Source organism: Limimaricola sp., assembly GCF_016125575.1.
In the GTDB taxonomy this organism is placed as follows: Bacteria; Pseudomonadota; Alphaproteobacteria; order Rhodobacterales; family Rhodobacteraceae; genus WGLM01.
On sequence record NZ_WGLM01000005.1, the window covers coordinates 37,283 to 49,351 of the forward strand.

The 12,069-nt window shown below is 55.7% G+C and carries 9 protein-coding genes and 2 pseudogenes; 3 read left to right on the forward strand and 8 right to left on the reverse strand.

Features of this window, described 5'->3' with window-relative positions; translation table 11 throughout:
• The first annotated feature begins 264 nt into the window (after window positions 1–264).
• Window positions 265–1,317 (forward strand): hypothetical protein, encoded by a 1,053-nt coding sequence (locus tag GC146_RS11775; RefSeq protein WP_291838647.1) that lies wholly within the window; start codon window positions 265–267, stop codon window positions 1,315–1,317.
• A 14-nt stretch (window positions 1,318–1,331) separates the two neighbouring features.
• Here the strand turns inward: GC146_RS11775 and GC146_RS11780 are convergent, their stop codons facing one another.
• A complete protein-coding gene (locus GC146_RS11780) occupies window positions 1,332–1,580 on the reverse strand; it encodes a helix-turn-helix domain-containing protein (protein ID WP_291838650.1) in 249 nt (82 codons plus the stop codon).
• Between the two features lie 44 nt (window positions 1,581–1,624).
• On the opposite strand from GC146_RS11780, the pseudogene GC146_RS11785 reads away from it, so the two are divergent.
• Window positions 1,625–2,482 (forward strand): annotated as a pseudogene (locus GC146_RS11785) (tyrosine-type recombinase/integrase); the annotation flags it as partial.
• 43 nt (window positions 2,483–2,525) lie between these two features.
• On the opposite strand, the pseudogene GC146_RS11790 reads toward GC146_RS11785, so the two are convergent.
• Window positions 2,526–3,680 (reverse strand): annotated as a pseudogene (locus GC146_RS11790) (IS3 family transposase); the annotation flags it as partial.
• 499 nt (window positions 3,681–4,179) lie between these two features.
• Between GC146_RS11790 and GC146_RS11795 the strand changes: the two are divergent.
• A complete protein-coding gene (locus tag GC146_RS11795; RefSeq protein ID WP_291838653.1) occupies window positions 4,180–4,929 on the forward strand; it encodes an FkbM family methyltransferase in 750 nt (249 codons plus the stop codon).
• A gap of 228 nt (window positions 4,930–5,157) precedes the next feature.
• Here the strand turns inward: GC146_RS11795 and GC146_RS11800 are convergent, their stop codons facing one another.
• The 6 genes from GC146_RS11800 to GC146_RS11825 form a co-directional block, all read right to left on the reverse strand.
• Window positions 5,158–6,465 carry a hypothetical protein gene (locus GC146_RS11800; protein WP_291838655.1) on the reverse strand — a complete coding sequence of 436 codons (1,308 nt, stop codon included), beginning with the start codon at window positions 6,463–6,465 and terminating at the stop codon, window positions 5,158–5,160.
• A 3-nt stretch (window positions 6,466–6,468) separates the two neighbouring features.
• A complete protein-coding gene (locus tag GC146_RS11805) occupies window positions 6,469–7,629 on the reverse strand; it encodes a glycosyltransferase (protein ID WP_291838658.1) in 1,161 nt (386 codons plus the stop codon).
• A complete protein-coding gene (locus tag GC146_RS11810) occupies window positions 7,629–8,900 on the reverse strand; it encodes a hypothetical protein (protein WP_291838660.1) in 1,272 nt (423 codons plus the stop codon). The genes GC146_RS11805 and GC146_RS11810 overlap by 1 nt, the downstream gene beginning before the upstream one ends.
• 73 nt (window positions 8,901–8,973) lie before the next feature.
• Window positions 8,974–10,062 (reverse strand): NAD(P)-dependent oxidoreductase, encoded by a 1,089-nt coding sequence (locus tag GC146_RS11815; protein ID WP_363241509.1) that lies wholly within the window; start codon window positions 10,060–10,062, stop codon window positions 8,974–8,976.
• Window positions 10,019–11,029 (reverse strand): Gfo/Idh/MocA family oxidoreductase, encoded by a 1,011-nt coding sequence (locus tag GC146_RS11820; RefSeq protein ID WP_291838664.1) that lies wholly within the window; start codon window positions 11,027–11,029, stop codon window positions 10,019–10,021. The genes GC146_RS11815 and GC146_RS11820 overlap by 44 nt, the downstream gene beginning before the upstream one ends.
• Window positions 11,030–11,176: 147 nt before the next feature.
• On the reverse strand, window positions 11,177–12,040 hold the full coding sequence (locus GC146_RS11825) for a sulfotransferase domain-containing protein (RefSeq protein ID WP_291838667.1): 864 nt from the start codon (window positions 12,038–12,040) through the stop codon (window positions 11,177–11,179).
• Window positions 12,041–12,069 lie beyond the last annotated feature (29 nt).

Genomic DNA, 12,069 nt, shown 5'->3' on the forward strand with positions numbered 1-12,069 from the left:
GTATTCCCTACGCAAAATGACAGGGAAATCTCTTGCACGGAACAGGGAAGCGATTCAAGATATCAGGGAGCGTGGGTAAGCTTAGTGGAACCGTACACTTGGGGACGGGTGAGGGTTTACGATCGACATTTCAAAGCGACCTCTGTCATGAAGGCGATTTCGATGTCGCGGGTTGCTCCCTGGCCTTGCAACGTTACTGAAATATCCTTGAAAGCTTGGACGAGACCCCGGATGCTGCCCTAAGTTTCATTTGGATACTGCTCGATGCTTTTCAAGAATTTGATCTCGACCTACGGCAGCTCATTGGCCGCCAAGTCAACACCTCGGGATGATCCAATGTGGCATCTCGGCGGGACAGAAGAGCATCTTAACTTCCGGCGTTATGCATTGGACGCACTTCAACGGGCCAAGGTGTACTTGCTCGATCATGCGGCGGCGGCCTACGTCGACACACTTCATGATACAATCCAAGAGACGGATACAGAAGCGGACGTCGCGGCCCTGACCTTCTTGGGCGAGGTCGAGCTTCCCGGGCAAGTCGTCTGGGTCGAGTTCGACTACCGCGTACTAATGGCCGCGCGTGTTCAGCGCAAATCTTCCTCGATCTTGGACCAACAAAATCCTCTTGGCTCAGGACAACGAGGTTACCTGATCGACGATCGAGACGGTGAAGCTCTGAACGTGACGATGTTCAGCTGCGACTCTCGGGGCAGGGTAGTCGACCCGTTCTTCACCCTACGATTCGCCAAATCCAAGGAGAACGCGGGAGGTCTGTCGTCATTTCAGCCAATGATCCACCGACATATGGCCGATATCCTTTCAGAGCGCGGTATGACCGCGCAGGAGATTGAAAGCCGACATCAGATTAGCCTGGTTGATGCTGCATCAGATCTATTCATACCTTACGCTCTCTTCGCCATGTTGGTTTCTCCTGATCTGGGGGGAATCATCCCGACCGAAACAGTCCTGTATTCACCCAAGGAGCAAAAAACAGCACGGAAGTTTGGGAAGTCCTGGATCCTTGGAACCCAGAGATCACATCTCACCATAAGGATCGGACCTCAGGCTGCGGCGCATTTGCACGAAAGGCGCGCGCGTCTCGAATTTGAACGGAACGTTCGAGAGGGGCGTAGCGGTCCCGTTCGCCACTGGGTGAGTGAACATGAGCGGCATTATCGGAGTGGCAAGGTAGTATTGATCAGAGGGCACCATCGAGGTCAGGCACCTGATCCCGGCCTGCCTACTCGGGTCATGGGGCCGAGAGGGCCCGATGTTGATTTTGCGGTCCCGGTCAGAGAGCAACCCGACGCCGATTGAACCGTGCTCTTGCTTCAGGCCTGCGGTTTACCGATGCGGATTCCGGGGCGGTCATCGGGCGATCCGATGAACTCGATGCCGGCTGCTTCGAAATGGGTGCGGAGCAGCTGCAGGTGCCCCTTGCGGGATTTTGGGACACCGACCTGCGCTTCGTATCGCTTCAGGGTCGCGAGACCAATTCCGGTTTCTTCTGCGATGCTCCGAACGGTCCATCCCAAGGCCGTGCGTGCTGCCCTGATCTGCGCTGACGTAATATCCACCACTTGAACTATGATCCCTATAGCATCATAGTTGGGCCATAGGAAACATGCAGAATCTCAATTGGCGCTCCGAGTTCCAGCGCCTCGAGGGCGCCTATGCACCCGCGACAATGCTCAGCTATCGCTCTGATGTTGAGGCCTACGAGCGCTGGTGCGCGGAGCAGGGCGAGATCCCGTTTCCCGCAACCGTAGAAACCATCTGCCGGTTTCTGGAGGCGCAGGGCAAGGAGAAGGCGCCCGCCACCGTGCAACGGCGGCTCTACGCCATCCGCAAGGTGCACAGGTTGTTGCGGTTGCCGGATCCGACCGATCATGAGGATATCGCGCTGGCAATGCGGCGGGTAAAGCGGGCGCGGCACACACGGCCAAAGCAGGCAAAGGGCCTGACGCGCGACTTTCTCACCAGGTTTCTGGCCAGTGAACCGGACACGCCCTGGGGCCTTCGTAACTGGGCGATGTTGTCTCTGGGATACGAGCTGCTGACGCGGCGGTCGGAGCTGGTGGCGCTGCGCAGCGACGACGTCGAGGCGCGCGCTGATGGCACGCTGCGGGTCTTGATCCGGCGGAGCAAAGCGGACCCGTTCGGTGAGGGCCGCGCCGCGTTTACGTCCAACCGTACTGCCCAGTTGGTGCAGGATTGGCTCGACTGGAGGGGGCCGCGGATTGGCTGGCTCTTCTGCCCGATCTACCAGGGCCACGCGCTGAACCGCGATCTCAGCGCGACGACGGTCAAGCGCCTCATCAAGGAAGCGGCGGCACGTGCGGGCCTCGATCCATCAGACGTGGCGGCGTTCAGCGGGCACTCGATGCGGGTCGGGGCCGCGCAGGACCTCTTGAGGAACGGCTTTGACACCGCGGCGATCATGCGCGCCGGCGGTTGGAAGTCGATCAATACGCTCGGGCGCTACCTGGAGAATGTCGATGACCTGCCCTCCTTGGGTCCCTCGTTCAAAACGAGAGTCTGGGGGTTTGAGATTGGTAGTCTGGGGGGGCGTTCTGGGCAAGCGCGCCGGGCGCGGAGCCCTCAAATTGCTCAAGCGTCCGGCGCGCTTCGAGCGGCGTCTGGTTTCCCAGAGACGAGTGCGGTCTGACGGCGTTGTAGTCGTAGCGTCAGAGCGCCAGCTTGCGCCGGGCGTCGTCCATAGTGTCGAAGATCTCCTCGTTCAAGAGTTCGTCGCATAGGCTGCCATTTAAGCTTTCGATCAAGGCGTTCTGCTGGGGCTTGCCCGGGTCGAAGTAGTGCCATGGCACACCGTTCTTGTCGGCCCACTTCAGGATGGCGCAGCTGGTGAACTCGGTGCCGTAGTTGCTGACGATGCAAGCGGGCTTTCCGTAGATCCGCACCAGCGCATCCAGCTCGCGGGCGGTCGCTAATTGTCGCGCCATTGGTCCGAGCGACAATGGCGAAGGCGCCCGAAATGCTGGTGTCGGCAGTCAGGCACAGGTTCTCCCGGCAGCAATCGTCGATTACTGCCAGGATGCGGAACTTGCGCGCGGCGCCGAAGCTGTCGGCCAGGAAGTCGAGCGACCAGCGGGCATTGGGATGCGCCGCCTCCGGCATCAGCGTGCGTGACCCGCAGGCCCGCTTGCGCCTGCGCCGTCGCTTCACCGACAGCCCTTCCTCCCGGTAGAGCCGATAGAGCTTCTTATGGTTCATGAGCATGCCCTTGCGCTCGAGCAGGATGCCGATCCGGCGATAGCCGAACCGGCGCCGCTTCCCGGCGATCTCCTTCATTTCCTCGCGGATCTCGGGGCAGTCCGGCGGGCGTTCGCGCCGGACCGTCTTGGGATCGACACCGACAAGCTGGCAGGCCCGACGCTGCGAGATATCGTGATCCCGCATGGCCCTGAGCGCTGCCTCTCGCCGCCTGGTCAGCGTCGTCAGTTCTTTCCCAGAAGATCTTTCAAGACGACATTGTCGAGTATGGTGTCGGCCAGCAGGCGCTTGAGCTTGGCGTTCTCATCTACCAGCGCCTTCAGCCTCGCGGCCTCGGAGACCTCCATGCGGCCATACTGGGACTTCAGCTTGTAGAACGTCGCAGGGCTGAGACCATGCCTGCGGCACACCTCAGCTGTTGGCATGCCCGCCTCCTGCTCCTTTACGGTTGAGCAGACTCTACATCAGACTGAGGGATCTCGCGTGGGGGGGCAGGTCACCGAGCATAATGTGTGGGAGACCTGACGCAGGCCGCGAACCCGTTGATGAACCTTACCATTATGTTTGCGCTGCCGTCGTCAAACGCATAGCTCATCAATAAGGACAGCTAGGGCCCATCTCAGCAATGTTCAAGAGGCCAGCCCTAAAACAATTTAGCGAGGGATCAAGAACCGGTTCTCATAAGTTCAGCTGAGCGCATTGGGACGACTTGATCTCCTCGGCTAGAAGGAGTTGACTTTGATCGAGATGCAGGATTGCAATGTTAGGGCGCGCCCCTAGCTGGATCGTACAAGTCTTTTATTATTGCATGGTAAGGCAAAGGCCTCAATGTTTTGGCTTCGATTAGATGCTCAAGCGGGCTAGTTTTTCTAGGGGGCGTAGAGCCGAATTATTTAGGAAGAACAGTGCTTGAAGTTGCGAACAAAATCTGGAGGCGAGTTGGCAATGAATCAAAGCAAAAGAAGGATCGTGGATGCAATAGTGCCACAGGGTCAGCAATTAGCCATGAGATATTTCTGGAGGCGATTAAACGGAAAATTAGATAAAGAAATGTTCTTTGTGAAGTCTGTAATCAGGAGCCGTCGCCGGTTTCTGGATATCGGCGCCAATATCGGAGTCTACACATATTACTTTTCGCGATATTTTTCCGATGTCAACTCGTTCGAGCCGATTTCAGAAATAACAAGCAGGATAAGCGCCTTGGATCGAAGGAACGTAACCGTTCACAACGTGGCTCTTTCAAATGCAAAGGGGGTGTTGGATTTCTTCATACCTATAGACAAAGGCGCCCTAGTAACTGGCCTCGCTTCGCTAGAACCGCGCGAACCTCCTTTCGAGATCAGAAGAATTGAAGTTCACACTATTGATTCATACAAGTTTACCGACGTGGATTTGATAAAGATTGACGTTGAGGGTCATGAGTATCACGTAATTGAGGGCGCACTTGAAACAATAGGAAGAAACAAGCCCATATTAATTGTCGAGATAGAGCAAAGGCACACCTCAATGGATATTGGTGTGATATTCGGACTCATTTTGGATCAGGGTTACATTGGGTTCTTCTTGACTGATCGAGTCTTAACGCCGTTAAGTCAATTTAGCTATGCCATACATCAAGAGCCCTTTCTCAATAACGTTGCAAGCGCTTCATACATGAATAACTTCATTTTCTTGCCAATAAGCGAGTTCGGATAGAATGGGGTAATGTGCGAAGCTTAGATTGCCGTGCTTAATGTGGTTGAAATTTAAAAGTTCTTCATAGAGGGGCGGTTGTGACATGTTATGGACCATCTTCGATGGTTGATCGGTAAAGCAGTTAATTGATGAGGCTGCTGCGCTTCTGGAAGAGCGATACCCGACAAAAAATCTAGAGTCAAGAATCGGCTCAGCTGTGCGACGCGCACTTGCCACATGACACCTAAGTCAGCTCCGATCCGAAAAACGGGTTGAAGTCGCTTGGCGCGATGCGGACGTAGCTATCAGGACTAGGGTCGCATAACTCCAGAAACGTGGAGTTGTGTATGCTCCAAAGCTATTCGATAGAAGCAAGAGGAATATCCAAGCTATTCCACACCGCCGGCCACAAAGCATTCGGAAGTAGGAAACGATCGCGAAACCGGCAGTCAGCCCGCCGAGCACACCGAAATAGATCCAGTGCTCCCAGAAAGCGTTTGGGATCGCATCCGCGACAGCGGAGTTCAAGAAGGTTGGGATGATGCCAAGACGGTCAAAAACGTATTGCACTTCGCTGGCGATTGCGTCCCGACCTCCAATGCCAGCTCCAAAGAGCGGTGCTTTCTGGAAAACTAAAAAGGCGGTCATCGGGGGAGCCTGAATGCGTACCATCAGGCTCTGGTCACCGAAAGAACCACTTGATTGATTTCGGGCTTCAAGAATTGCCTGAAGGGCGAATCCGCCAACTAAGAGGGCGACCAAGACCAAGAGCCCTGCGAGATACATGGCGATGACCTGCCGCAAGCCACGCCTTTTGGCGGCAAGGTCAGTGAATGCAGACGTCGCTATTGGGATCATTGAAATTGCCGAAATCGGACTCCTTTCCAGATAGAATGTGGCGAGTGTAACCAGAATAAAAAGTCCAATACGGTCGCGCGATCTGGTAGTTAGGTACCAAGTGTATGAGAAAACCGCCTGTCCGATCGCAACGTAGCTAGGCTCCTGGGTGAATACTTTCGGCCTCAGGAAACCGGTTAGTACTAGGTCGCGGGAGTCCGACGCATAAACGATGTTGGAGTTCCATGCCCTGAATGCATCGGAGATCGTGCGCAACGGCCCGAGCACCTCCAGAGTGGCGGCCGCAAGAATGCCCCACATGAGCCATCCTGACAGCCAAGCGATGTCGGCGCGGGTCGCTCGCCCGATCTCCAGTCTCAGCCCATAAACCATTACCAACGAATAGGTGAACAAGAGCAATGACGAAGTGCGCTCGCTGAAAAAATTGGTATCGTAGCCGAGGAAAACCGACACGACAGCCACGATCCATAGAATGAAAAGCGGCAAGAGTTCCCGCGCTGATACCTGCTGCAAGTTACGAAACATCATGACTGCGGCTGCGGGTGCTGCAAAAAAGCAGGTCACTGTCAATCCTGAAACGCGTAAGCTAAAAACGCTGAAGATTACAAACATGTACCATAGCAAGAGCGCCCTACCAAGCCTGCCGACGCCGTTGGTGTTGGGTTCGTTTACTCCGGTCCAAGCGGTCGCATCAGCCATGCCTTAGCCTTCCAGAAATTGGGTTAGATCATCCAGCAAATGCCGGCTGTCGTGGCCAGCCTCAAACGCGCCAAGCGCAGCTTGGCGCAAGGCGTGGAGAGACTTGGTGTCGTCAATCCACTCCGCGATACCGCGCCAAAGCATATCCATCGAATCAAAAGCTCTCATTGACTTGCCGTGGCGCAAGGGCAGTCCCCTCAGCCCGTTCTGGAGGCCAAAGATTGGGAGACCAGAATAGACATAGTCGAGGACTTTTAGTTTGAAGCCACCACCTTCCACTTCCGGGACTACGCCAATTCGGCATCCATTGAGGTGGTCTTCGACTCTTGGTACCGGTCCGATAACCTCAATCTCGGGATACTTGTCCAGTATGCGGCGCCGGAGCGCAAACGGGATTGACCCTACGACGCGAACAGCAATGTCGCGCGCTTCTGGAACACTGGCACGCGCGGCCAAAAAACGCCAAAGATTCTGCTGCTTAGCACGCCAGTGAAAACTACCTATAAGTACGATCCGGCGGGGTGTTTCAGATGTCAATGGCACGAAGCGTGCATTACCCGGATAGACCGGATTAACTACCAAAAGGGAGGCAGTCGCGCCGAGATGATGAAAGCGTTGGCAATCATCGTCGCTGATGCAAACAACCGCGTCCGAGCGATGGAGAAGTTCGTGCTCGAACCGCTCAATACGCGTAGTATCGAAACGGGCGAAGGCACCTCGCAGCCCACCAGCACCTACAGCGCTCCGACGTGTATCGGATTCGACGTTGTGCGCGACATGCACGATCCTCGATCGACTTGTGCGGTCTGCGAAAGCAAGATCCAGGGCCCAAGTCGAACCAATATGGTCGAGCACGACGAGGTCAGCTTCGGCGAGTTCGGCCTTTGCGCAGTTTCGGAGTTCAGGCGTGAACATTTGCAATGCGGCATAGGGCAGACTCGAGCTGAAGTACCGCATCGCCGACACTTTGCGAGCCGGTGCGGAAACCACGCGGATCCCGCGGGGTGCTATTGCCACTGTTCGTGGATGCTCTGCTGCAATGAGCACCGTTTCTGCGGCCATCTGAGCAACGAGTTCAGCAATGAAGGCGGAGTACAAAAAAGCGCCAGTGTCTGAGGGCCATGGCATAAAGCGGCTTAGAATTACGGCCTTCTGGAACACCATCAGTCTCCTTTTTTGGGATCTAGATTTGCCGCTGCAGTCTTACGCCCCGCCAAGAAGAACTGCAGAACGAAACGGACTGAGAGACTTGCAGTAGTCAGGACAGACAAGGCGAAGGTCGGATTCTTAAATGAAAGATTACCGACTATCAAAGTGCCGGAAACCAAGATCGTCAGGGCTGCTACGGTGGCAACGATCTCTTCGCGGAAGGCGCGGATCATCCACAGGAAATAGCTTACCGGGCCAACAAAAGCATAAATCAATCGCCCTAAGAGCAGAACGATAAGAATCTCCTGTGCAAAAGCCACTTCCTTGACGCCGAAAAATCTGAGAATTGGCTGCGAAAATACGATCAAGAGAATCGTGATGGGCACTGCTAGTGCGACAGCAGCGCGGCGGCTCGCCGAAAAGCTGCGCTGTAGGAGTTGAATCTCGCCCTTGGTGTGAAACTCTGCAAAGGAGGGACCACGGATCGCTATGATTACGTCTGTTCCGATCATTGATATGGCGGCAAGCCGCATGCAAAGACCAAATATCCCTGCAGCAGCAGCATCTGCGAGGATTGAAACAGCAATCAGTGGTGCGTTTAGGAGAATACTCTGCATCGCCACAGCAAACCACTGTGGACCGACTCCAAGCAGCAATTGGCGGACGGCTGTTAGCAGGGCATATTTTCCGGGAACCGTCCTCCTAATATGGTGTGTGAGCACGACTATCGCACTGAAAATGGAAAGGAATCCGCCCAAAACGTGAAGCCAAATGAGATGGGTACTGTCAAGACGGCTCGATTCTCCGAAGAACCATGCTCCGATCACCAGTGGTGTGAAAGGAATAACGAATTCTGTATAGAGGCCCAAGGTCACCAAACGACACGATTTCAGCAACTGCGCTGCTACTCGGCTGCCAACGAGCCCGGTTACGCCGAAGGCGGTAATGACAGGCTCTGGCAAAGCGCTTGGCGACCAAATCGCTCCAGTCATTGATGGGAATATTATTCTAAGCTCACTTGGTATACTGACGGCGAGTTTGAGCACCAAGAATGTGAGTGCGCCTGAGGCGAGCGAAAGCGACAGTGCCGTCAAGCAGAGGCTACGCGCCTGTGTTTGGCCAACGCCGGAATATGCCACGCTTACGATACGCATCGCTTGTTCTGGCAGCCCAAAGCCAAGGACCCAGCCCAACGTCAATGTCCAGGCCACGAAGACATAATAGTGCCCGAGCTCCGCTGATGAGGTATAATGCAGTGTCAGCCAGCCAACGGCTGTCTGGACCAAGAGTCCGAAGACGCGCGCTAACAGCGGGAGACTGAACCCTCGCACGGAGGAGGCGAATTGGGACATTCAGCCTTCAGACCACGCCAATTAGGCGCAGCCATTCCGCGCTCAACTCTGTTGCCTTCTCGAAGGACGTTCTTGGGGTGAACCCGCTGTCAGCCGTCAACCGGTCGCCTATGTAACGAGTCACGCGCGCGTAGCCCTCCATCTCCTCGAGTGAAGGGAACAGCTTAAGGTTGCCTTCAGTCGCCTTGAAAACACTACGAGTCATTTGGTTGGCAGCGTATAGGTTCATGACTAAAGCTCGGTTGCGGCGAAGCATGAAGTTTCCTAGTTCACGAATGGGCATCAGCAGGCGCGCACGGCGCATCACCGGCCGCGGGTCGATTTCCGGTAGTTCCTTGCCCGTGAGTAGAACAGACAGGCGGCTCCAATATGCATTCCAGCTGACCTGCTCCGTTCCGTTCAAGTTGTAAGCTTTGCCAATCGTGGCCGGGCTCTCGACGCAGGCGATCATCGCCTCAGCGACGTCTGGTGCGTACACAAGATTGCAGGTTCCTTCACCGTATTTGCCTAGTGTCCCCCAGCGGCCCGAGACTACACGGCGTGCAACGTTCTCAGTCCAGACTTTTCCATAGGGTCCATGCACAAGGCTCGGGCGCAAGAGGGTAACGTCGATGCCCTTTGCCGAAAGCAGAACGCGCTCTGCGTCCTGTTTTCCTTTGGCATAGGGGTTTACCCGCGTCGGGAGGGGGGTGTCTTCTGTCAGATTGCCCTCAGCTGCACCATATACCGCGATCGAGGAGAGGTAGATTAAACGACGAACGCCCTTGGCTCGCATCGCTTCGACGATCGTCCTGGCGGCCTCACTTTCGCTGGCAGGGGGGATCATGGCGCAATGGAGTACCGCATCAATCCCTTCGAGCGCATTTTCGAGAGCTTGACGGTCCATGACGTCGACAATCGCCACGTCTTTCATCCCAAAGCGTGACGTCCGAACAAGCGCTGTTGAGTTGCGGACCCCTAGCCGCGGTGACGCTAGGCCGGTAAGGTGAAGATATTCCGCCACCCAGGCGCCAATGAAACCGCCTGCTCCCGTCACTAGAACTTTCATGTCATCATTCCTTGTTACCTGGCATGTTTGATGGCGCATACCATCCATACTCGAACTTTTCGGCCCGATTGTAACAGTCGTCGATCAATTTCATTCCCGCGATGCTTCGCTCTGCTGGAAACAGCGGATCTCTGCTGCAGGCAACCGCGGCGATGAAATCCGTGAGTAGAACGTCACCCATGTCGGCATATGTTTTTGCCTGGGTGTCAATCGTCTCCCGGGTCAGGTGCCCTTGCTGTTCAATATTGATGGACGACCAATTATAGATGTCACCGAATAGCCGCGCGTCCTCGAATTGCACCTCGAAGTAGTTATTCATCCGCCCTAGACGCGAGATCTTCACTGAGGCCTCGGCCATTCCGCCAAGCTCAATATGGGCGAAAGCTTCAGGTCCCGCCCAACCATCATGTCTGCACCGTACCAACCCCACCATGCCGTCGGTCCACCAAGCGATGACGTCCAGCACATGGCTTCCGAGGTCGGCGATAACGCCCACACGGCCGAGATTGGTTTGGGTATATGCTCCGTCGACCGAGGTCCATTTGAACGGCGCACCTTCTTCATAGCGCACGGACCTCAACTCTCCATAGGTACCTGCAGCTATGGCGTCGCGGATGAAACGCGACGTACCGAACAGCCGGCGTGTCTGGTTAACGGCGAGGATGCGACCAGCATTTGCTGCGAGATCCACCATCTCTTTCGCCTCATCGTGGCTGTCGGCGAGCGGCTTCTCGACCAGCACGTCCATTCCGAGTCGAAGCGCTTCGTGCGTAACTGGGGCATGAAAACGGTTGGGCACCGCGATGATTGCAGCCCTAAATCCCGCAGCAGCTGCCGCTTCGAGCGACCCAAATGGGATTAAGTCGTACGCAGTTGCAATCATCTCACGCTGCGCCAAATTAAGGTCGATCACACCAATCCGGCGAACCTTCCCCCTGAGCTTTGCAAGGGCCGGGAGGTAGAACTTCTCGACGATAGCCCCGGCACCTACAATTGCGATATCCAAGCCGTACATTATTCTTTTCCTAACATCTTTGTTGCAACTGGGCATTGATACCGGAGGTAGAGTCACGTCTATCCGTGCCACCCGAGTTCCAAGCAGACACGTCGGAGCATCGACCGACTGGTCTAACTCCCCATATCAAAATAGATAACCGTTCCTTCATTTGGCATAGCCGAAGGCCTCCAGAGATGGGCGAAGCCGTGACGTCAGGGCTTCGGCCTCTGACTCAGTCAACCGACGACGCCATTTACCGGTACCTCCCTCGCGGAAGGTGTGCGACCGCTCGGGGTCGATTGCGGCAATAAGACGGGCGACAAGGTCGTCGATAGAGTCTGTGCGCCCTCCTTGCACACGCCAAGCCTCGACAATTCGCTCTATCTCCTTGGCTTGGCACTCTCCGGTCAGGTCTTCGTATCGTATTGGGACTACGCCCGGTGCTCGTATCCAGCCAGCATACGGAAGAAGCCGCGCGTTAGCCTCCGGGTATCGCTCGTCCAGTCCGTCGAGTGAAAGCGCTAGACGGGCAGCGTTATCCGGTAGCTTTTTGAAATACTTATGCATCCGGTGCCAGCGGTTCATCTGGGCAAGGTAGAATGTCTCTGACGTGATCACATCGCGAGGGTCACGGTAGATGAAAAGGTGCAAGGCTCCAAGTCGCGACATGGCCTCCGCAACTTCTGCAGAATAGTAAAGATGCGCCCCGAGCGTTTCCCCGGGCAGCACTTTGGCGATTCGACGCGACAGTGCCACCGGACTGCGTTCGCGCAGTGTAAGTGAGGGGCAAGTGGCGATGAAGCGGCCAAGGTAACGCGAGCAGGGCAACGCCCGGGTGATCTGCAGCAACAGATGCGTTCCACTCTTGGGCACAGAATTTGCAAAGACCGGCGGGCGGGCATGATAGGCGCTAGGAGGGGTGGCGAGACGCTTCAGAAGGGCCATTGGTTCTTGGGCGAAGGTAAGACCCTTCCTCAGAATTGCAGAACGACTTACAACTGCGTGGTCTAACAGGTTTTCAAACGCCATGGGGCGCCCCTCTCTGAGCCGAGGCCAGC